Here is a 21,223-nt window from a genome sequence, read left to right as displayed (position 1 = left end):
ATATTAAGAGAGATTCCAGAAATCTTTCATCAGATCAGATAATAAATTGGGCCGTACTTTTTCCATAGGATGCTTTGTGTCCGGGAGTATGGCCAATTTTGCATTCGGAATATTTCGGTAGGCACGGATGCTTTCTTCTATACTCACCATATTGTCTTTATCCCCGGTCATAATCTGTACGGGAATAGTAATTGCCCACAGACTGCTTTCATTCAGAGGTGGATTTTTACCGAGTGAAACCATCATCTGAGCAATAGCCGGCAGTAGCTGCTTCCATTTTGCACCATGCTGTTTTTCCAGCTGTTCCGCATATTTGGGAACCTTTAAAAGAATAGATTCCGGATCAAGCATTTTACTTTCCTTTAAAGCCTGTTCTTCAGTCCAGTTGAATTTTGTACCCAGGGTCATAATGGAATTAATTCTTTCAGAATATCTCAGAGCACAGTTAAGTGTAGCATAACCTCCCATGCTGTGTCCGAAAATACAAACATCTGTGAGGTCTTCTTTTTCTAAATAATCCCTTATTTCTGCCGTATATTTTTCAATGCTGATACCGCTTTCAGGCAGTTCAGTATTTCCGTGTCCTGAAAACAAAAGCGTATGGATATTGAAATATTTTGACAACTCCTTCTCATAAGGTTTAAAAATATTAGAGTGGCCCAATGCTCCATGCAGTAAAAGCAGATTTTTCATAATCAAAAGTTTACTGGAAAATTAAGAAAAAGAATTGAACTTTCCGGTACGAGTTCGAGGGTTTGAGTGCGCTAGTGGAAGTGTAGGAGCGTTTTAGAATTGATAGTTAATAATTGCTAGCTCGAATCCCGAAACGCGAATTCCGAAAATCTCAAACCCTCCCACACTAATACTCTCAAACCCTAAAACTTCCTATACATCGACTGCCATCACCAAAATACTCACTCTGTTATTACCCGCATTTAAAATCTCCCAGGCAATAGAGGATACCGTATTTCCAGTGGTGAAAACATCGTCTATTAAAAGAACATGTTTTCCGGAAATCGGTTTTGAAAGTGAAAAGGGGTTTGCTGTTTCCAGGCGATTTTTTTTATCTTTTAAGGCTTGTGCTTTGGAATAATGATTTCTTTGAATTAATTCGTAATCGGATGGGATACCATAAAATTTTGACAAAGTCTCTGTAAATAAATGGAGTTGATTATAACCTCTTTCTTTTAATTTTTTAGGATGAAGAGGAACTGAAACCAGTAGGTCAGGTTTTTCATCTTTAAAATCAAGCCGCTCTGTAGTCCATTCTGCAAGAGTTTTGCCTGCATTTTCCCTGCTTTTGTATTTCAGTTCATGGATGATTTTTTGGCTCAATCCGTCCTGTTCAAATTTCATCAGGGCATACGTATTCTCAACAGGGAACATGAGTTTACATTTTTCTTTGATCGTATGATCCCCGAAATAATCAAAGTGGGTAAAATGAATCTGTTCAAAACATAAACTGCAGACCAAAAGCTCTGCGCCTATGATCCGGCTGCAGTGAATACAGCGGTTTGGGAAAAATAAATCTAATATCATTTGTGTGTTTTTTTAATTAGAAGTTAGAAATTAGAATTTAGAGGTGGAATTTGTAATTTTGCAGCTATCACTCATCACTCATCACTCATCACTCATCACTCATCACTCATCACTCATCACTCATCACTCATCACTCATCACTCATTACCCATCATCTGTTTTCTGATCTTCTCAATTGCATTTTTCATACTGAGGTTAAACTGTTCTTTTTCCAGTCGGACCGGCGGGGCCTGTCGTACTTCACAATCCGGAATGCTGCAGGATTCGCAGGTAACCCCTACATTGACCGTTTTTAAAGTCTGAGATTTTACAAAACCAATTTTTTTAATGGTCTGCGAGTTCAGTAAAATACCTAGACAGTAGCTTCTGTTGCTGCCGTCTGAAAACGGATTTTTTTGTGAAGTTGAAATCACAAGATAGCTTACTCCCTGATCCTTGTAATGCGAGATCTGAGCATCCGTAAGCGTTTCATTCTCCTTTAAATGGTGTAAATTTTTGACAGCGATCCATCTTCTGCAGTAATGTTCATTCATGGCATTTGCATGCGGTGCCTGCTGGTGGTTCAGATGGAGCTCCTTTAAAATCTGGATCTTATCCGAATCTTTTTTCTTGACCAGGCACAGGTAAAACAGATCTTTTATACCCAATTCAGATGAAAGCAGATTGGTGAGTCTGTAATAAAAAGTTTCAGGAGAATCTGTAAAACTTTCAATCAGCGCTTCAAAACTTTTGGGCTCCCAGGTGTGCTGGAGTAAAAATTCTGAGGTTTTTTCAAGCGTTTTTTCCTTTGAAATTAATAAAGCGCCGGCGAAATAAGATGCGTAAAAATTATTTAAAATTTCTTCAAAACTTCCAAAATCCAGCCATGAATACGTGTTCGGACGAATTTTAAGTTCCAAAACATTGAATCCGATTTCTTTAGCCATGATAAAAGTTCGCTGATCTTTTTCAAGTTTCTTATTCAAAAGCAGGAGTTTCTGCTCGGGAATATAAAGGGATCGCAGATTGTTCAGGGTTCCGAACTGTTCAAAATCCTCTGATCGTATGCTGTAATGAAATTTTTCAGTGAGAATGTTTTCTAAAACGGAGGCTCTCAGATCCTTACTGATATCCAGTCCGTTTTCCTTGATAAACTCTACTGTTTTCTCCTCAATTTCAGGAAAATAATTGTCATAAAGCTCCTGGAAAGATCTGAGTACTGCAAAATAAAAACGTTCTTTTCCTAAATTATAATTCTGCGAGATCTCAATCAGTGCATTGATAAAAGCAGTTACTTTTTTGGGAGCATCACTAATGATACTGATCAGATTGTTTTTGCTGATGCCAAAAAGATCAAGTGGCACTTCTTTGAAAAAATCCGACTGCAGGATCTCGTTGAACGGCGCTAAGCTTTTATCAAGTTTAGTGGAAACCAGTTCATCAAAAGTACAGCTCAGCGATTCTGAAAGCTGGATGATCTTATCGTGCTTCGGATATTTTTTTCCGTTTTCAATCTCATTAAGGTAAGATTTGGACAGACCGGTCTTTACAGCAAGATCCTGCAGAGACCAGTTTTTCTTTTGTCTAAGCTGCTTGAGCTTTAGTCCGAAAACTGTTTTGATAAAATCGCTTTCTGAATTCATAGTCAAATATAAATAATTGGATGCGATTATCCGCATAATAAATTTTAAAAATAATTAGCGAACGTTCGCTAGTTGTGAAAATTTTTATTTATGTTTGTAACATCAAATCACAAAATCAATAGGTTATGGAAACTAAAACTCAATTAGAAATAAAAGCCCCAAAGCAGTTTAAAGAGGTTTTTACTCCTGAACTGACTGATTTTCTGGTATCACTTCATCAGAATTTCAATCCAAATAGATTAACGCTTTTAGAAGAAAGAAAAAAAACACAGCAGCTTTTTGATTTGGGAAATCTTCCGGGATTTTTGCCCGAAACTCAGGAGGTGAGAAATGGAAATTGGGTATGTGCTCCGCTTCCTGTTGATCTTTTGGATAGAAGGGTAGAGATCACAGGTCCTGTAGACCGGAAAATGATCATCAACGCACTTAATTCCGGTGCATCAACTTTTATGGCTGATTTTGAAGACAGCAGCTCGCCCACCTGGGACAACTGTATTCAGGGGCAGATGAATCTGGCGGATGCCATAAGACGTAATATAGATTTCAATGCTGAAAATGGAAAATCCTATCAGCTGAACGAAAAAACGGCTGTTCTCCAGGTTCGCCCAAGAGGATTGCATCTTCCGGAAAAGCATATAGAGATCAATGGAGAAAAAGCATCCGGCTCACTGACAGATTTTGGAATTTACTTTTTTAATAATGCAAAACAGTTGCTGGAAAGTGGAAGTGGTCCTTATTTTTACCTTCCCAAATTAGAACATTATAAAGAAGCACGCTGGTGGAATGAGGTTTTTGTTTTTGCCCAAAGTTATCTGGGAATTCCCACAGGAACAATCAAAGCAACTGTTTTAATAGAAACCATTACCGCTTCATTTCAGATTGATGAAATTTTATTTGAACTAAAAGAGCACAGCGCAGGCCTGAATTGCGGAAGATGGGATTATATTTTCTCATTCATCAAAAAATTCAGAAATCTTCCTGAATTTATGGTTCCGGACAGAGATCAGGTGACCATGGCGTCACCGTTTATGAGTGCCTATTCAAAAAGAGTGATCGAGATTTGTCATAAAAGAAACGTTCATGCGATAGGAGGAATGGCAGCGCAGATCCCTGTCAAAAATGATGACGAAGCTAACCAAGCTGCTTTCGAAAAAGTAAGAAAAGACAAAGAACGTGAAGTGAAAAACGGTCACGACGGAACCTGGGTGGCACATCCGGCGCTAGTATCCATTGCGAAAGAGGTTTTTGATCAATATATGCCGGCACAGAACCAGATTGATGAAAAATTTGAATACCATATCAAAGAAAAGGATCTGCTGGAAGTTCCACAAGGTGAAATCACAGAAAAAGGAGTCAGAAAAAATATCAACGTAGGTATTTTGTACCTGGAAAGCTGGCTGATGGGAGTAGGTGCAGCAGCCATTTACAATCTTATGGAAGATGCCGCAACCGCAGAAATCTCAAGAACGCAGCTCTGGCAGTGGTTACAGAATGAAGCTAAGCTTAATGACGGCAAGATACTGACTCGGGAAATGATACTCCAGTGGGAACTTGAAGAAATAGACCGCATCGAAAACTACGTAGGCGAAGAACGTTTCAAAAACGGGAAATTCAATCTGGCCAAAGAGCTTTTCAACGAACTTATATTCTCAGAAAAATTCGAAGAATTCCTTACTTTGAAAGCCTATCCTTTTATTGAGTGATAGCGTTTGAGAGTGGGCGGATTTTAAAGTTTCGGGATTCGGGATTCGAACCAGCAACTCTTCAACTCTCAAACACTCCGACTCTCTTTCTTTAATACAAAATAACAAATCCAAAATATTATGAAAACAAGACAAGAACAGATCCATGCTATAGAACAGGATTGGCTGAACAATCCCCGCTGGACAGGAATAAAAAGAACGTATACTGCTGAAGAAGTATTAAAACTTCGAGGCTCCTACAAAATTGATTATACCATTGCGACAGAAATGTCTAAAAAATTCTGGGAGAAACTGAATAGCCAGGATTATGTAGCCGGACTTGGTGCATTAACAGGAAATCAGGCGGTTCAGGAAGTTGATGCAGGACTGGAGGCTATCTATCTTTCAGGGTGGCAGGTGGCTGCGGATGCTAATCTTTCGGGTGAAATGTATCCTGATCAATCATTATACCCTGCGAATTCAGTGCCTTCTGTGGTGAAAAAGATTAATAATGCTTTATTGAGAGCAGATCAGATCCAGTCGGTAAGTGGAAACGGAGATAAAGAATATTTGGTTCCTATCATTGCAGATGCGGAAGCCGGATTCGGTGGAAATCTGAATGCTTTTGAGCTGATGAAGCAGATGATTGAGGCAGGAGCTGCGGCAGTTCATTTTGAAGATCAGCTTTCTTCAGCAAAAAAATGCGGACATCTGGGCGGGAAAGTTTTGGTTCCTACTCAGGAAGCCATTAATAAATTGGTTGCGGCCCGTTTGGCTTCAGATGTATTGGGTGTGCCAAGTATCATTATTGCCCGAACAGATGCTGATGCGGCAGACCTTCTGACTTCTGACATCGATGAAAGAGACCGGAAATTTGTAACCGGGGCAAGAACTTCCGAAGGCTTTTATGTCGTAAATAATGGAGTAGAGCAGGGAATAGACCGGGGACTTTCTTACGCGCCGTATGCAGATCTGATCTGGATGGAAACCTCTAATCCTGATCTGGAGCAGGCCAGAAAATTTGCAGAAGGAATTCATGCTCAGTTTCCGGGAAAGATGTTGGCTTACAACTGTTCACCATCATTCAATTGGGCTGCGAGGTTAAGTGTCGAAGAAATGGCTAATTTCCGTGAAGAGCTTGCAAAGATGGGCTATAAATTCCAGTTTATTACACTAGCTGGTTTCCATGCACTGAATACTGCCATGTTTGAACTTGCTTTAGCTTATAAAGAAAGAGGAATGGCGGGATATTCCGAACTTCAGGAACGTGAATTTGCCCTTCAGCAGAAAGGGTTCAGAGCCGTGAAACACCAGTCATTTGTAGGAACAGGATATTTTGATGAGATCCAGAATGTTGTGACTAATGGTTCTTCTGCAACGGTAGCGATGAAGGATTCTACAGAAACGGCACAGTTCCATTGATTATTTTCCATTAATTTTTATAAATAGCAAACCTTCTCATGATTGGGAAGGTTTTTTTTGAACGAAAAAGAAGTTAATAGTCAATTGAAATTATGAAAAAAATATCAAGATAATGACAATGCATTTTAATTATTAAGATCCATCACTGGTCTTCTTTTTCAAATTTTTCACAATATAGTAGTATTTTGCTTAATTTTTTACGTGCTTCACGAGACTGTTACAGCCTTTTTTTGTTAATAAAGTGTTATCTTTTGAAAAGAAATGCGTTAACATTGTGTATGTTATTTGTTGATATTCAGTATTTTATATATTATCGTTGTTAACAGCTCCTATAATCGTTTTATTTTTTTTATCATTTATCCTAGTTTTGAACAAAAGGAAATGACACTGAATTTTAATGTATGGTTTCACGGTTTGAAAAACACTTTTATGAAAACAAAAAATATTCTCTTTTCTGCCCCAAGTTTTATTTTCGGTTTGATCCTTAGTGCAGTAATTATATTATTGATTTCCTATTGTACAGGATTTCTTTAGAAAAAAATACACATCCGGACTATATAATCCGGATATAAAAAAAATTGGCGCCCTTGCCAATGCCCATGATTTTAGATCATCGCTGAATAAAGCAGCAGTATGGAATATCTCAAACACAAAGTAAAGATGAAAAAAATGGTTTTCCGCTGTAGCCTATTGAAAATTAAATGTCATAAAAGATGATCGTCGTAAGAGGGAAAAAGTAGATTCTAAAAACACAAATGATGATGATGAAGTATGCGCCGATGGGCCGGCCTGCTTCATCTCTTTTTTGTAGGATAATTTCTTGAAAAACACTAGAAATTTAATTCACTTTTAATGAATTTGTCACTGTAGTCGGGATCAAAAGTTCATATATTTGACTATTCATGAAGCCGAAAAAACAATGGATTTAATTTATCAGAAACAGATTCAGGTAACTGAAGAGCATATAGACCAGAATCATCATGTCAATAATGTACAGTACGTTCATTGGGTAGAAGAAATTGCCGGTGAACACTGGGATTCTTTAAAACATAAAACAGAATATGCAGAATGGGCATGGATACTCGTTGATCATCATATTCAGTACAAAAAACAGGTTTATCTCCATGATGTAATAACGGTGAAAACCTATCCAAAGGCTCCGGAAGGCGTGAAACAACCTAGAAAAGTTGAATTTTATTGTAATGATAAGCTTGTTGTAGATTCAAGTACGCTTTGGGTTTTAGTCGATCTTAAAACTCAAAAGATGAAAAGACTGGAAAGTGACTGGCTGGAAAAACTTACAGAATAACTCAGTTTATAGCTCCGGATTCACTTCTATAATAAAAACACCTGATTACCAGGTGTTTTTCTTTTGTAAAAAGGTGTAAAATTTTAAATAAAAGGTTAGTTAAATACTTGTGTCTTGATATAGTTTACATCCACATTCTTGATATAATTAACCAAATTGGTATACTGTGGATGAAAATTGTAACCTCCATCAGTCATTTCTTCAGTAGCGTCATGTTTGCTCCAGTTTTGAAAAACAATACGGTACATGGCCATAGTTACACCGGTTCTGTCGCTTCCATGATGGCAATGTATATCTATGGGTTTTGGAGCTGTTCTTATAATTCGTAAAGCCTGGATAATTTCCACATCGGAAACTGACGAGGCAGTCATTGGAACTGTGTACAAATTACCTCTGTAATTGGTTCCTCCGACGTTATCTGTGTGGCCTGATCTCAGATTGAGAATAGAAGCCACATTATTTTGCTGAAAATAGTTATAACCATCAGTATCGGGCTGTTCACTTCTATAGACGTCATCATTGACTTTGTACAGATTATCAAAAGGTGTTCCTGAGACTTTTTTAGCCCATTTTTGGGGCCTTGTTTTAGAAGCAGTAGCCAGATCGGAATTTTTGGATGTGTAAGATGATACCGGTATTGAATCCTCATAATTTTCAGAATTACAAGCTACAGTGCTCAATGCCAGAATGATAAAAATTGCTTTTTTCATATTTTACTTTATTTTTAAAATGAGTATGTCGTTTAGGTGGGCAGTACTATAGTTCGTGTTTACATTCTACTTTTTCACCTCTCGTACATCTGCAAATTAAAGTATAACACAATCTGCTTTAATAATCTATAGTTTCTATTTATGCTTTGAAATAAGGGGTACAATCCGGATCATTATAACTTTAATACTCATGGAGTAATAAAAAGCAAATATATCATTTAAAATATTATATCACAATATTTTGATTTATTATTTTTTAATAGCGTAAAAAGTAACTGAAAGAAAAATCTGTAAAATTTAAACTGTGCGAATACTTTTGTCAATGAATCTCCTACGAATGTCAATTTTTTACAGATGTCGGTAAATCTGAATTTTTTAGACTTGATCGGAAAATAATTTTGATTTATTAAAACAGATCAATTTAAAAATGAAAATTCTTCGGATATAATCTTCAGAGAATAGGATTAATTCAAAGAATAAAATGAATAATATCAGCAACTTGCAAAACAAAATTAGGAGTAGGTTTTTTTCCTGCTCTTTTTTATTTTAAATTTGAACATTATTTTATGATTTTTATAAGAGTTGACCACGATTTTGAACTTTTCGTTTATTGGGTTCAAATCTAATTTCATGGAAATCAGTTATTTAAAAATAATACATTGAGTATGATACGTATTACAAAAATTTTCACATTCGAGACAGCCCATGTGCTGTACAACTACGATGGGAAATGTAAAAATATGCACGGACATTCCTACAAACTGTTTGTAACGGTAAAAGGAAAAGTGATTAATGATTTGGAGAATTCCAAAAACGGGATGGTAGTGGATTTTGGAGATATTAAAAGTATCGTGAAATCTGAGATCGTGGATCTTTGGGATCATGCGGTTCTTGTGAATGCATTGTCGCCCCATAAAGAACTGGGCGAAGATCTTGAGAATAAAGGACATAAAGTAATTTACTGCAGCTTTCAGCCTACCTGCGAGAATATGCTGTACGCCATTGCTGCCAAAATAAAATCAAAACTTCCGGCTGAGGTTTCTCTGGCCTACCTTAAACTTCACGAAACGGAAAACTCTTATGGAGAATGGTTCGCAGAAGATAATAAGTAACAGTAATTTATCCATAAAAATTCAGACCGGTGTTAAAAACGATCATTAATTTAGAACCTGGAAAAAAAGTGTATTTCGCTTCAGATCAGCATTTTGGTGCTCCTACGCTTAAGGAGAGTAAAGTGCGCGAAGAGAAATTTATCCGCTGGATGGACGAGATCAAAGAAGATGCTCAGGTGTTGTTTTTAATGGGTGACCTTTTTGACTTCTGGCACGAATGGAAACATGTGATTCCAAAGGGATATGTACGTGTTCTCGGAAAAATAGCAGAACTGAAAGACAGAGGAATTCATATTTATTTCTTTGTGGGAAATCATGATCTGTGGATGAAGGACTATCTTGAGGAAGAGATCGGATGTACCGTTTTTTATCAGAAGCAGTATTTTGAGATGGGCGGAAAGCAATTTCTGTTGGCTCATGGGGATGGTCTCGGACCTGGTGATAAAGGCTACAAAAGAATGAAAAAACTGTTCACAAATCCTGTGGCACAATGGTTTTTCAAATGGCTACATCCGGATATTGCCATGAAGATTGCTTTATATCTTTCGCAGAAAAATAAAATGATCTCCGGGGACGAGGATAAGGCATTTTTAGGAGAAGATAAAGAATTCCTGATCATCTATTCAAAAGAAAAACTGAAAAGCCAGAAGATTGACTACTTTATCTATGGCCACCGTCACCTTCCAATGGTGCTGGATCTTGAGCAGAAAGCAAAGTACATCAATCTGGGCGACTGGATCTCTTATTTTACTTACGGAGTTTTTGAAAGCGATTTTGAGCTGATGACCTTTAAAGAAGGCACAAAAAAAAATTACCCCTGAGAGAGGTAATTTTCGAATGAACCGAAGCCCACTCTTGTTTTTAATCCATATTCCGAGTAAATCCTTGCAAGAAGTTTACCAAAGTGTAACGCTTCGATTAAAAAAATATTAAAAAAATATGCTTTTTTATCTAATTCATTCATTATGAGTTGATAATAAGTTTAAAAATAGTCTTGAAAATTGGAAAATATATTCAGCATACAGACAGAACAGGATTTTCTGAATGCCTCATTGGCAGCTTTTCATTACCAGTATGAAAATGTTGAGATATATAGAAAGTTCGTGGATTATCTGAACATAAACCCGGATGAGGTCAATAGTCTGGTGAAGATTCCCTTTCTGCCGATAGAAATGTTCAAAAACCACCAGATTCTGGACAGGAATGCCTCCACAGATCTGTTTTTTCAGAGTTCGGGGACTACACAGATGAATCTTTCAAAACATTTTATTGCAGACCCTAATCTTTATGAAGAAAGCATTTATAAAAGTTTTGAACAGTTTATAGGAAAGCCGGAAAATTTTATTTTCTTGGGTTTGCTTCCGAGCTATCTGGAGAAGCAGAATTCTTCCCTGATCTATATGGTAGATTATCTTATGAAGAAGTCTGCAAAACCTGAAAACGGATATTTTCTTTACAATCATTCCGAACTGTTTGAACTTCTAAACTGTTTGAAAGATAAAAAAGTCATTCTTTTCGGTGTGTCTTTTGCACTTTTAGATTTCCTGGATTCCATTGAGTCTCTTAATTTTTCTATTGAAGGATCTAAAGATCTGACCATCATTGAAACTGGAGGAATGAAAGGCAGAAAAGAAGAAATGACAAAAGATGAACTTCTGAAAATTCTGCAGAATGGTTTTAAAACAAACAGAATCTACTCAGAATATTCCATGACGGAACTTCTTTCACAGGCCTATTCATTGGGAAATAACGAGTATAAGTGCCCCAGCTGGATGAAAATACTGGTCCGCAATGCAGAAGATCCGTTTTCATATGAACAGGAAGGCAGAACAGGGGCGGTCAATATTATAGATCTGGCTAATATCCATTCATGCTGCTTTATTGCGACACAGGATTTAGGTAAAACGCTTCCGGGAGATACATTTCAGGTACTGGGAAGAATAGATCACTCCGATATCCGCGGATGCAGTTTATTGGTTTCTTAATTCAAATAACGAGTCTTATGGATCTCATGAAAAAAGGCTTTATAGTTTTGATGCTGACCGGATTATCCGGCTTGGTGTCTGCACAAAAGAAGACAGAAAAGGATATCTGGTCGGGAACCTATATGGTCAATGAAATGAGTAACGGAGTTTCCACTACGACAGATACTTTGGTGATTGCCAGAATTAAGGATGCTGATGTTAAGGAAGTCCCGGGAAAAGAAAAATCTGATCTGGTTCGCTGGTCCATGACCTCAAAAAGAGACGGCGGTAAAGATAAAATCACGGTTAAGCGGTTTTTATTTGATGCAGAAAATGACGAAGATGCTTACAAAGAATTCGGCTGGACAGCTCTGCATAAAGAAGGGAAAATGAATTGTATGGACGGAGGGCATTTTTTTATTTGTCAGACACCACCCAATACAACCGTTGCATTCGGAAAAGAGGAAACTTATCTTACTAAAACTGGCATTTTCGGGATATGGCTGCATTACGGAGTCGTCGAACTGCAAAGGAAATAAACTCAATTTAAACGGTAACAGTCATGTTGAAAATAGAAGAACTTGTTCATGCCTATATTCATTCCCACTGCGATTTTGAAAAAGAAATTGTGCTGACGAATTATTTCCAGGCCGACTGGGAAGCGGATATGCTGTTCATAGATGCTGATGGTTTCAGCCATGAAATAGAGATCAAGCTTTCTAAAAGCGATTTTAAAAACGATTTCAAAAAATCATATCTCAATAAAGAAACAGGAGAGAAATTTCTGAAACATGATAAAATTTCCTGTGGCGATTATATCTGCAATACGTTCAGTTTTCTGCTTCCGATGGGTATGGTAGACCATAGTTTGATTCCGGAGCACTGCGGAATTATTGAATTTTACCATAATGAAGATACCTGGGAAACGGAATTTTATCTTATCCGCAGCCCGAAAAGAGTCCATGAAGATCCTTACTGGAAACTGAATGACAAGGATCTTTTTATCCGTAAAATGGCCCTGAATTTACTGCAGCGTAAAATGGAAATCAAAGGAAAACAGGAAGAACTTATCTTTAAAAATCCTTTTGATATGAAGAAGTGAGGTAGATGGCAGACATCAGACTATTTTAATAAGTCAATGGTCAATTTTACTTCGTAAGTGAATGGTGAATCATGATTGTATCCATAAGACCTTTTGGGGTGAATTTTAGTTTCGGGATGCGGGTTTCGGGATTCGAACCAGCAGTTATCAACCAGCAACTAATTTTCTACTCATACACGCTCAAACCCAAAAACACTCCAACCCTCAAACTCACACCCTGCAACTACTTCCAACACGATCATAAAATAGGCCGCCAAAAAATGACAGCCTATGTTTTTTTTTATAATGTTGGGTATTAATCCGCAACGACTTCCGTTGAATCTCTCTGAAGCAAAAACTTGTAGATCAGTCCTCCTACAATTCCTCCTGCAATAGGCGCTACCCAGAACAGCCAAAGCTGTGACATCGCAAGCCCACCAGTAAATACTGCCTGTGAAAGCGATCTGGCCGGGTTTACTGAAGTATTGGTAATTGGAATAGAAATAAGGTGGATCAATGTTAATGCAAGACCGATAGCGATACCTGCAAACTTTCCATTAGCCCATTTGTCTGTAGCTCCCATGATCACGATCAGGAAGAAGGCTGTTAGTAAAAATTCTGCAAGGAATGCGGCTCCCATACTAAAAGCTTTTCCATTGTAAACGGCTTCTCCGTAAAAATTGGTGGCAAAAGCTCCCGGTTTAGAAAAATCTACAGCTCCGGAGCCGTTAAGGATCACGTAAAGACATCCTGCAGCAACCAATGCCCCAAGACACTGCGCTACAACGTAAGGGATAAGATCTTTGGCAGAAAATCTGCCTCCTGCCAAAAGTCCAAACGATACTGCCGGATTGAAATGTCCGCCAGAAATGTGCCCGACGGCATAAGCCATCGTAAGAACGGTAAGACCAAAAGCTAAAGCTACGCCCAGCAGGCCAATTCCGATATCGGGAACTCCGGCAGCAAAAACTGCACTTCCGCAGCCACCGAAAACAAGCCAAAATGTGCCGAAAAATTCAGCAAAAAGTTTTTTAATCATGTTGTTTATTATTTAAATGTATCTCAAATGTAAAATTTAAATTTTAAAATAAAAAGTTAAAATAGAAAAATATTTTATGTTTTCTTAACTTAAAATTAGAGATTTAATAATTTGGTTTGATGTTTGTTGGGAATTTTTTTAGGATGGCATTATGCGGGGGTTGAATGATATGGCATAAATGTTTATCTTTCGTTTAGTAATTTAAAAGCATGGTTAATGAGAAAGTTTTTGTGTGTGGCCTTCGTGCCTTTTATGTATAGCTTTTATTATTCTCAGGGAACAAAAAAAGCACTTCCCTGTTATGATCTTTCATCGGTACTGAAAGTAGAGCCAACGGCACTGTACAAGTCGCATCTGGATGCTTCCCGAAGTTTTGGGGTAAAGCTGCTGACAGACTCAAAAACGGTACAGAAATACATCAACAGCGGAAAATTTCATAAAATAAAAAAGAGCGGAAAAGGCTACCGTGTTCAGAAACTTGATTACAGCCGTGCCTATATGGTTTCCAAAGCGAAAGCTACATTGGAAAAAATGGCATCCAGATTCAGTAAAGAAACAAAAGGACATACGTTCACTGTTTCATCCATCACCAGAACACTTGAGGATCAGTGCAGGCTGAGAAGGGTGAATTCGAATGCTTCAATGGGAATAAGTTCCCACAATTACGGAAACTCTTTTGATATTTCTTATATCCGGTTTAATGATGTTCTGAAGTACAATCCGAAAATGGAAGTGGCACTGGAAAAAGTTTTAAAGTATTATGCAGCGGCCGGTAGAATTTATTACATCAAAGAAAGGCAGCAGAGCTGTTATCATATTACGGTAAGGAATTATTGATTTCCTTTTCCTCATTTTCTTTCAATTTTAATTCCTGCAATACCCCGCAATTCGTTAAACAATTTTCATCTCATATTATACCTGTCATTGTTGTATCCTGCTGTCTGAATAGACTTGTCCATCATATATCACCAACTGCTTTGTAATGTTTTGCCAATTTTTGTGTCTTAAAATTAAATTTGTTTTACGAATAATAAATTTATGATACGATTATTTGTGCAGGAGGTTTAGTTTATATAATTTTATGCGACTAAATAAACCATGAAATTATGAACGAGAACGATTATAAACTGGCAGTCGCTGAGTGGCGCAAATATCGGTCAGATTACTATTTGATCACACAGCTGATCACACAAACCAATCAAATCTTTGAACTGTCTAAAGAGCAGATTGATAAAATCAAAGAGAAAAATAATTACCCGGACCTCTGTGCGGAAGTGGGCGTATTTGAAGGCTGCATGGTTCTGATTTTCCTTCCTTTGGATGAGACAGGACATATTGACAAAAGTGTTGTGGAATATCAATACACCAAGCTCCAGGTATTTAAACAAAATATAAGACTGCAGGAAACAAAAGAATTTACCATTGTAAAAAACGCTGTTCTTTCCAGTGACCTTGCAAAAATAGATGACAATACCAATACAAATCTTCCGGTAACCAACCAGCCAATTCTTGACCAGGATATCGCTGTAGAAGCGATTGAGCGTTGGAAAAATGAAGGCATGGAGTGGTTCTTCCGCGAGTGTACAGAATTCGGAGGAGAGAGAATTTTTAAAAGATTTTATATTCCTATGGCGGATCTTTCTCACCCGTATCCGGAAGTTACCGGGATCAAATGTTCGTTTGGTCTCAAATACAACGATATTTACCAGAGAATGCTGGTAACAGTGATCTTCATCTCGTTCCATCAACTTCTTCAGGATGGAGAAAGCACAGAAACTATTTCAAATACCTACGATTGGGCGAAACCATGTCCGCCTGTTTGCCGTATTCCTGAACTTGGATTTTAAATACGTAGTATAGATAGGAATGACAGATTTTTTTAAAGCAATTTTATTCCTAAACTATGGTCTGCTTCTGTCCATCATACTTTTGGGAGCAGCAAAATACCGTATACTGAATAATAAAGAGAAGCAATATTTTCACTGTATTGCTTTTCTTTTTTTTATAGAACTGCTGAACCTCGTTCTGCCTTATGTGTTCAATCTTAATGATACTTCCTTTCTGTATCCTCTGTACATAGCCGGGGAATTCTTTCTGGTTACCGCCTTGTTTATCAGGAAACTGGAGGTTCCCAAGTATTTTCTGGGCATCACAGCGTTACTGGCGGCTGGATTTATGGTATCGAAGTATGTATTTAATTACCCTTTTAACAGTGATATTGTCAAGGTGATTTCCAACATTATCATCATCTGCCTTTCAGGGGTTGCCCTGATCCGGGAAATCAAAGATGCTTCTACACAGAACCGTTTTCTTCTTGTAGATGCATGTATTTTTTTCTATTATTCCGTTTCGGTCTTTATTTTTATTATTCAGCACCAAATCGCGAATCTGTCAGAAAATGACTATTATATTATTCTAAGCGCGAATAATATTCTGTCAAGCATTTTATACTGTTCATTTTTATATACCTTCATCAAATTAAAGAAGTAACCTTAAATATTAGCCTGCTGATCCTTATAATTGTTACCATAGCAGTTATCGTATCTTTTATTCTCATTGCCTATCGCTCTTTTATCAGCCGTATCATTAAGGAGAAAAATGTTCAGCATGAAGCGGAAGTTCTTCACCAGAAAAAACTGGTACTTGAAAACATCAAAGCACAGGAAGAAGAAAGAAAAAGAATAGCGGTCATGATTCATGATGATATCGGAAACCGTCTCAATATCCTTTCACTTTGGATGAATAATCTGGATACCAAAGGCGACGAGGTGATCAAGAAAAATATTTACAGTCAGATGTCATCTCTTATTGATGCGGCCCGCAGTATTTCACATTCATTATACCCCGTCAACCTTGAATCGGTTGGATTTGTACTGTATGTAGAAGAACTGATCGCCAACCTTTCGCACAAAATTAATATCTCTATGCAGGTGATGCCCGGATATGAGAAAAAAGATATCTTTGTGGAAGTACAGCTCTACAGGATTATCCAGGAATTTACGACCAATGTGATCAAACATTCCACAGCGACGGATCTCTGGATTTATATCAAAGATTATCCCAAAAATATGGCGGTGATCATTTCAGACAACGGGCAGGGATTTGATTATGATATCGTGAAAAAAGGAATGGGAATCAAGAACATCGAATCCAGAATAAAATCCATGAACGCCGTCCATAAATGGAAAAGTACCTTAAATAAAGGAACCCGTTTAATCATTATAATTCCAAAAAACAATGAACTCCCAAATCAAAATAGCCTTAATTGATGACGAACAGCTGATCCTGGAAGGGGTCAAAATGCTGCTTTCGAATGAAAAGAATATTTCCGTTTGCCTTACGTCCAATAATGGCCCTGATTTTATAGAGAAACTGGGAGACCTTTCCGAAGACGATTTTCCTCATATAGCTCTGGTAGACGTACAGATGCAGCCTATGAACGGCTTTGAACTGGTAGAAATTCTTAAAGAAAAACATCCTGAGCTCAGAATTATCATCCTTTCTTCCCACTACAAAACTTCCATTCTGGGATATATGGTCAAGTTGGGGGTTTCTGCTTTTCTCCCTAAAAACTCGGACAAGAAAACATTTATCGATGCCATTACGATGGTTCATAAAAATGGCGTTTTCTTTACTGCCGAAGACCATCAGATGCTGTTTACCTATATGAACAGCTCTGCCAAGAAGAAATCTCTTTTTGAAATGGAAGACGAACTGTCTGAACGGGAAAAAGACGTCGTAAAACTGATCTGCCAGGAATACACCAATAACGAGATAGGTGAGAAGCTCTTCATCAGCCCCAGGACGGTAGAAAGCCATCGCCAGCGGATTCTGGAAAAAATCGGGGCAAAGAACACGGTAGGGATTGTCATCTACGCCGTTGTGAACAATATATATTCTCTAGATAAAATGTGATTCCGTAGAAATACGGAATTTTTTATTTGGTATTTTTCACGCTAGTATTGCTTTTCCTTCTTCCGTTAATTTGAAAAATAAGTTTTTACGGAAATCAAAGCAGAATCAGATCATGAAGATGTTGAGGAAAACTTTTAACAATTAAAGCAAAACACAGCGATGGAAAAAGATACAATACGATCTGTCGGAATTTTTTTTGACGGAACAGGAAATAACGGGATTAATACAACAGCTTCTGTCAGACCTTCATCCAACAATGAAAGCTACAAAGGAGCACCCACTAATATTTTTAAATTATTCAATTTATTCAAAGGAGACAGTAAAGTATATGTAGAAGGAATAGGGACGGTTACAGGAGGTGAAGACAGTAATTTCGCTATGGCTACATGTTCCAATCCACCGGATGCACAGGGCTATTCTTCTGATGACAAGTTACAGAAAGCAGATATATATGTGCAGAATCTTGTTGTTGATCAAACTATAGAGTACCAGTTTTATGTCTATGGATTCAGCAGAGGAAGCATGCTGGCAAGAGAGTTCTGTAATCAGCTGGTGACGAAATATCCTGAAGTCAATGTAAGGATAAAGTTCCTGGGTGTTTTTGATACCGTTGAATCCAAACCCTTTAACACCTATGAAATGGGGCTGCCGCAGGAAGTAGAGAATGCCCTGCATATGTGCGCGGTCAATGAGTGCCGGTTCTTTTTTCCGCTTACAGGCTTTTTTGAGAACTCAAAAAATATTCAGGATACCAAAACCGAAACGGCTGGTTCTGTGTGGAAAGAAGTTTTTGTTCCCGGAGCCCACGCTGATGTTGGGGGAGGATATTTGCCGGCCGCACATTCCGTATATATTTCTACAGATTTTATTAATGTGAATGATTTGAATGACTATGTTTCAGATGTAAGAAACGCAAAAACCGATGCCGAAGGAAATAAGATCTGGGATGCATTGCTTTCAGATTTTAAAATTGAGAAAGGAGTTGTGCTCTCGCAGGCTTATATTTCAAGAGAGCTCGTTCTGAACACGCTTCCGTTTGTGTATGGGCGGATCATGCTGGAGGAAACCAATAATGCTGTGCCCGGAATATTTAATGCGGATCTTACCCAGTCAGGTCTTGAGATTACCAATGATCCATTCCTTTCTGATTTTTATAAAGCCCTTTCAGCCTATGTCGTAAGCTTTACACTGGATATGAAACCGAAATATGATTATTCAGGTTTGGCAGATTATACGCATATTTCAGCCAATTACGGGATGTACAGAGATCCGTCCGATCATAAAACCGTAGAGGAAATAGAAGCAGAGCTTATCAATAACGGCCTGAATGTACCCAGCAGTACATCCATAGACCGGGGAATTCATACCAGACTTCTTACCGAGCTGCATCTTCCCGAAGACAGTTTTGTAGCAGATTTCCTGTATGGGACCAATATTCCGAATAACGATATCTGGAGCCGTACGATCGAAATGAGATCCGTAGCGGCAGAACAGAATTAGATAAATACGTTAGTACTTTTCAGTTTTAAATTTAGGTTACGAAGGGATGTCTGGCAGGACATCCCTTTTATTGTACCCAATAACGGTGCTCTGAGACGGTCGGTTTTTATTTCTGGGCTATTCATTTCTTTTTCCGTACTTTTGCACCCGAAAATTCATTACTCATCACTAATTTTTATTTAACACAATGCTTTCGGTTCAAGGTTTAGGATTACATCATTCAGGAAACTATCTGTTTCAAAATACAAATTTCACCATTAAAAAGGATGATAAAGTAGGTCTCGTAGGGAAAAATGGAGCAGGGAAATCTACTTTATTGAAAATGCTTTCCGGGGAAATTAATTTCTATGAAGGAAATGTAGTCCGCGAAGGAGGTGCTACCATCGGTTTTCTGAAGCAAGATCTGGATTTCGTAAAAGGAAGAACGGTCTGGGCAGAAACCATGCAGGCTTTTGAACAAATCAACGCCTGGAAAAACGAACTGGAAGATGTGAATCACCAAATGGCTGTAAGAACAGACTACGAAAGTGATGCTTACACGGATCTGATCAATAAAATGACAGAACTTAATGACCTTCTGATGAACCATGACGCCTACAATCTTGAAGGCGATATGGAGAAAGTATTGTTCGGTTTAGGTTTTAGAGCTGATGATTTCCAAAAAATCACCGATGAATTTTCAGGAGGCTGGAGAATGAGAATTGAACTGGCAAAACTGCTGCTTCAGAAAAATGATATCATGCTTCTCGATGAGCCTACCAACCACCTGGATATGGAATCCATTATCTGGCTGGAAAACTTCCTTAAAGATTATCCCGGTGCTATTGTTCTGGTAAGTCACGATAAGCAGTTTATGACCGCTGTCTGCAACAGAACTTTTGACATTAACAATAAAAAAGTTGACGACTACAAAGCCAACTATTCCAAATATCTCGTAATGCGTGAAGAGCGCCGTGAGAAACTGATAGGGGCGAAAAAGAACCAGGATGCGGAGATCAAGCAGATGGAGGACAACATCAATAAGTTCCGTGCCAGTGCTACCAAAGCATCTTTTGCACAGTCATTGATCAAAAAACTGGACAAAATCGAACGTATTGAAGTGGATAATGAAGATGTTTCAAAATTCAACATCCGTTTCGTACAGTCTATGGTTCCCGGAAAAGTAATTTTTGAAGCAGAAAATTTAGGAAAAGCATACGGGAAGAAGCAAATCTTCGATAAAGTAGACTTTATTGTTCAGAGAGGAGACAGAATTGCTCTTTTAGGACAGAACGGACAGGGTAAAACCACTTTAGCGAAAATCCTTGCCGGAGATATTAAAGACCATACAGGAACCTGGAATTTAGGCCACAATGTAAACATCGGATACTTTGCCCAAAACCAGGAAGAAGTTCTGACACCCAATAAAACCGTTTTAGAAGAAGCTGAAGATGCAGCAACGGAAGAAACGAGACCAAGAGTAAGAGACTTATTAGGATCTTTCCTTTTCCAGGGTGAGGCTGTTTCCAAGAAGACAAAAGTACTTTCCGGAGGAGAAAGAAACCGTCTGGCACTTTGTAAACTGTTGCTTCGTCCATTCAACACGCTGATCATGGATGAGCCTACCAACCACCTTGATATTCAGTCTAAGGAAATTATCAAACTGGCTTTACAGAATTTCGAAGGAACATTGATCGTAATTTCGCACGACAGAGAATTCCTAGACGGACTTTGTGATAAAATCTACGAATTCCGTGACGGAAGAATGAAAGAATTCCTTGGAAGCGTTGGAGAATACCTTGAATACAGACAAAAAGAAACCCTTAGAGAAATCTCTGCTGAAAAAGCAAAACTTCACAGCGAAGAAAAAGTTGAGTTAAAACCGGCTCCGAAAGAAGTAAAAGTTGAAGAAAAATCATCAACTATCGTAAGTAAGGAGCAAAAAAATATTCAGAATAAACTAAAGAAAGTAGAAGAAAGAATTTCCGAACTTGAAGCAGAAATTGAAAAATATGAAGCTTCATTCACCAAAGAAAATCCTTCTGAGGAAACTTTAGAAAAATACAATAAAACGAAGGAAGAGTTAGAGGTTGCTCTACAGGAATGGGAACATTTGGGTTCTCAGTTGAGCTAAGAAGAGTTGTGGGATTCGTGATTCCGGTTTGAGAGTAGTGAAACTAGTTGCTGGTTGACAGTTGCTGGTTCGAACACGAAACGCGCATCCCGAAACTAAAATTTACCACAAAAGTCTCATGTCTCTCATCTCGTGTCTAAAATCTGATGTCTGAATTCTAGCATCTTGATTCTTGGCTCTTGACTCTTGACTCTCTCCCCGTAACAAACGATCAC

General features: G+C 38.0%; 20 protein-coding genes. 15 read left to right on the top strand and 5 right to left on the bottom strand.

The genetic code is table 11. The features are described 5' to 3' along the window. Nucleotides 1-3: 3 nt before the first annotated feature. The 3 genes from LC419_RS04800 to LC419_RS04790 all read right to left on the bottom strand — a co-directional run bounded on the left by LC419_RS04800 (nucleotide 4) and on the right by LC419_RS04790 (nucleotide 3,161). Entirely contained in the window at nucleotides 4-693 is a 690-nt protein-coding gene (locus tag LC419_RS04800; RefSeq protein WP_223606290.1) for an alpha/beta fold hydrolase, read from the bottom strand. A 192-nt stretch (nucleotides 694-885) separates the two neighbouring features. Then, the gene (locus LC419_RS04795) at nucleotides 886-1,539 is read right to left on the bottom strand and encodes a ComF family protein (protein WP_223606289.1); all 654 of its coding nucleotides are present in this window, start codon (nucleotides 1,537-1,539) and stop codon (nucleotides 886-888) included. A 137-nt stretch (nucleotides 1,540-1,676) separates the two neighbouring features. After that, nucleotides 1,677-3,161 carry a helix-turn-helix domain-containing protein gene (locus LC419_RS04790; protein ID WP_223606288.1) on the bottom strand — a complete coding sequence of 495 codons (1,485 nt, stop codon included), beginning with the start codon at nucleotides 3,159-3,161 and terminating at the stop codon, nucleotides 1,677-1,679. Between the two features lie 125 nt (nucleotides 3,162-3,286). On the opposite strand from LC419_RS04790, the gene aceB reads away from it, so the two are divergent. The 3 genes from aceB to LC419_RS04775 all read left to right on the top strand — a co-directional run bounded on the left by aceB (nucleotide 3,287) and on the right by LC419_RS04775 (nucleotide 7,574). Beyond that, complete coding sequence (aceB, locus tag LC419_RS04785) at nucleotides 3,287-4,864, top strand: malate synthase A (RefSeq protein WP_223606287.1); 1,578 nt, start codon at nucleotides 3,287-3,289, stop codon at nucleotides 4,862-4,864. A 117-nt stretch (nucleotides 4,865-4,981) separates the two neighbouring features. Next, a complete protein-coding gene (gene aceA / locus LC419_RS04780) occupies nucleotides 4,982-6,265 on the top strand; it encodes an isocitrate lyase (protein WP_368734493.1) in 1,284 nt (427 codons plus the stop codon). Between the two features lie 919 nt (nucleotides 6,266-7,184). Further along, nucleotides 7,185-7,574 carry a thioesterase family protein gene (locus LC419_RS04775; protein ID WP_223606285.1) on the top strand — a complete coding sequence of 130 codons (390 nt, stop codon included), beginning with the start codon at nucleotides 7,185-7,187 and terminating at the stop codon, nucleotides 7,572-7,574. Nucleotides 7,575-7,669: 95 nt separating this feature from the next. On the opposite strand, the gene LC419_RS04770 is transcribed toward LC419_RS04775, so the two are convergent. Then, nucleotides 7,670-8,284, bottom strand: a complete 615-nt coding sequence (locus LC419_RS04770) for a tyrosine-protein phosphatase (protein ID WP_223606284.1) — start codon at nucleotides 8,282-8,284, stop codon at nucleotides 7,670-7,672. A gap of 665 nt (nucleotides 8,285-8,949) precedes the next feature. On the opposite strand from LC419_RS04770, the gene queD reads away from it, so the two are divergent. The 5 genes from queD (at nucleotide 8,950) to LC419_RS04745 (ending at nucleotide 12,462) form a co-directional block, all read left to right on the top strand. Continuing rightward, nucleotides 8,950-9,396 (top strand): 6-carboxytetrahydropterin synthase QueD, encoded by a 447-nt coding sequence (gene queD, locus LC419_RS04765; protein ID WP_034731429.1) that lies wholly within the window; start codon nucleotides 8,950-8,952, stop codon nucleotides 9,394-9,396. Between the two features lie 29 nt (nucleotides 9,397-9,425). After that, nucleotides 9,426-10,217 carry a UDP-2,3-diacylglucosamine diphosphatase gene (locus LC419_RS04760; RefSeq protein ID WP_223606283.1) on the top strand — a complete coding sequence of 264 codons (792 nt, stop codon included), beginning with the start codon at nucleotides 9,426-9,428 and terminating at the stop codon, nucleotides 10,215-10,217. Between the two features lie 180 nt (nucleotides 10,218-10,397). Next, nucleotides 10,398-11,381: an acyl transferase gene (locus LC419_RS04755; protein ID WP_223606282.1), complete on the top strand. Its 984-nt coding sequence runs from the start codon at nucleotides 10,398-10,400 to the stop codon at nucleotides 11,379-11,381. Between the two features lie 17 nt (nucleotides 11,382-11,398). Then, nucleotides 11,399-11,899, top strand: a complete 501-nt coding sequence (locus LC419_RS04750) for a phosphate ABC transporter permease (RefSeq protein WP_223606281.1) — start codon at nucleotides 11,399-11,401, stop codon at nucleotides 11,897-11,899. A gap of 23 nt (nucleotides 11,900-11,922) precedes the next feature. Next, a complete protein-coding gene (locus LC419_RS04745) occupies nucleotides 11,923-12,462 on the top strand; it encodes a hypothetical protein (protein ID WP_223606280.1) in 540 nt (179 codons plus the stop codon). A 295-nt stretch (nucleotides 12,463-12,757) separates the two neighbouring features. On the opposite strand, the gene aqpZ is transcribed toward LC419_RS04745, so the two are convergent. After that, on the bottom strand, nucleotides 12,758-13,477 hold the full coding sequence (gene aqpZ, locus LC419_RS04740; RefSeq protein WP_034731472.1) for an aquaporin Z: 720 nt from the start codon (nucleotides 13,475-13,477) through the stop codon (nucleotides 12,758-12,760). A 219-nt stretch (nucleotides 13,478-13,696) separates the two neighbouring features. On the opposite strand from aqpZ, the gene LC419_RS04735 reads away from it, so the two are divergent. From LC419_RS04735 to LC419_RS04705, 7 genes are all read left to right on the top strand, one after another. Further along, nucleotides 13,697-14,317: a DUF5715 family protein gene (locus tag LC419_RS04735; RefSeq protein WP_223606279.1), complete on the top strand. Its 621-nt coding sequence runs from the start codon at nucleotides 13,697-13,699 to the stop codon at nucleotides 14,315-14,317. A gap of 269 nt (nucleotides 14,318-14,586) precedes the next feature. Next, entirely contained in the window at nucleotides 14,587-15,327 is a 741-nt protein-coding gene (locus tag LC419_RS04730; RefSeq protein WP_223606278.1) for a hypothetical protein, read from the top strand. A gap of 19 nt (nucleotides 15,328-15,346) precedes the next feature. Then, nucleotides 15,347-15,970, top strand: coding sequence for a hypothetical protein (locus LC419_RS04725; RefSeq protein ID WP_223606277.1), 624 nt, complete (start codon nucleotides 15,347-15,349; stop codon nucleotides 15,968-15,970). 200 nt (nucleotides 15,971-16,170) lie between these two features. Next, entirely contained in the window at nucleotides 16,171-16,749 is a 579-nt protein-coding gene (locus LC419_RS04720; protein ID WP_223606276.1) for a sensor histidine kinase, read from the top strand. Continuing rightward, entirely contained in the window at nucleotides 16,718-17,395 is a 678-nt protein-coding gene (locus LC419_RS04715; RefSeq protein WP_223606275.1) for a response regulator, read from the top strand. The genes LC419_RS04720 and LC419_RS04715 overlap by 32 nt, the downstream gene beginning before the upstream one ends. Before the next feature lie 159 nt (nucleotides 17,396-17,554). Continuing rightward, a complete protein-coding gene (locus LC419_RS04710; protein WP_223606274.1) occupies nucleotides 17,555-18,895 on the top strand; it encodes a DUF2235 domain-containing protein in 1,341 nt (446 codons plus the stop codon). A gap of 187 nt (nucleotides 18,896-19,082) precedes the next feature. Continuing rightward, nucleotides 19,083-21,008 carry an ABC-F family ATP-binding cassette domain-containing protein gene (locus tag LC419_RS04705; RefSeq protein WP_223606273.1) on the top strand — a complete coding sequence of 642 codons (1,926 nt, stop codon included), beginning with the start codon at nucleotides 19,083-19,085 and terminating at the stop codon, nucleotides 21,006-21,008. Nucleotides 21,009-21,223: the final 215 nt, after the last annotated feature.

This window comes from Chryseobacterium sp. OSA05B (assembly GCF_019970065.1).
GTDB lineage: Bacteria > Bacteroidota > Bacteroidia > Flavobacteriales > Weeksellaceae > Chryseobacterium.
Note: the sequence above shows the minus strand (reverse complement) of the source record. Positions and strands in the feature narration are given on the sequence as shown.

Coding starts and splice junctions, on each gene's coding strand:
- LC419_RS04730 (WP_223606278.1), top strand. CDS start 14,587: ATGAACGAGAACGATTATAAACTGGCAGTCGCTGAGTGGCGCAAATAT.
- LC419_RS04725 (WP_223606277.1), top strand. CDS start 15,347: ATGACAGATTTTTTTAAAGCAATTTTATTCCTAAACTATGGTCTGCTT.
- LC419_RS04790 (WP_223606288.1), bottom strand. CDS start 3,161: ATGAATTCAGAAAGCGATTTTATCAAAACAGTTTTCGGACTAAAGCTC.
- aceB (WP_223606287.1), top strand. CDS start 3,287: ATGGAAACTAAAACTCAATTAGAAATAAAAGCCCCAAAGCAGTTTAAA.
- LC419_RS04800 (WP_223606290.1), bottom strand. CDS start 693: ATGAAAAATCTGCTTTTACTGCATGGAGCATTGGGCCACTCTAATATT.
- LC419_RS04795 (WP_223606289.1), bottom strand. CDS start 1,539: ATGATATTAGATTTATTTTTCCCAAACCGCTGTATTCACTGCAGCCGG.
- LC419_RS04720 (WP_223606276.1), top strand. CDS start 16,171: ATGATTCATGATGATATCGGAAACCGTCTCAATATCCTTTCACTTTGG.
- LC419_RS04715 (WP_223606275.1), top strand. CDS start 16,718: ATGAACTCCCAAATCAAAATAGCCTTAATTGATGACGAACAGCTGATC.
- LC419_RS04745 (WP_223606280.1), top strand. CDS start 11,923: ATGTTGAAAATAGAAGAACTTGTTCATGCCTATATTCATTCCCACTGC.
- LC419_RS04750 (WP_223606281.1), top strand. CDS start 11,399: ATGGATCTCATGAAAAAAGGCTTTATAGTTTTGATGCTGACCGGATTA.
- LC419_RS04770 (WP_223606284.1), bottom strand. CDS start 8,284: ATGAAAAAAGCAATTTTTATCATTCTGGCATTGAGCACTGTAGCTTGT.
- queD (WP_034731429.1), top strand. CDS start 8,950: ATGATACGTATTACAAAAATTTTCACATTCGAGACAGCCCATGTGCTG.
- LC419_RS04775 (WP_223606285.1), top strand. CDS start 7,185: ATGGATTTAATTTATCAGAAACAGATTCAGGTAACTGAAGAGCATATA.
- LC419_RS04705 (WP_223606273.1), top strand. CDS start 19,083: ATGCTTTCGGTTCAAGGTTTAGGATTACATCATTCAGGAAACTATCTG.
- LC419_RS04735 (WP_223606279.1), top strand. CDS start 13,697: ATGAGAAAGTTTTTGTGTGTGGCCTTCGTGCCTTTTATGTATAGCTTT.
- LC419_RS04710 (WP_223606274.1), top strand. CDS start 17,555: ATGGAAAAAGATACAATACGATCTGTCGGAATTTTTTTTGACGGAACA.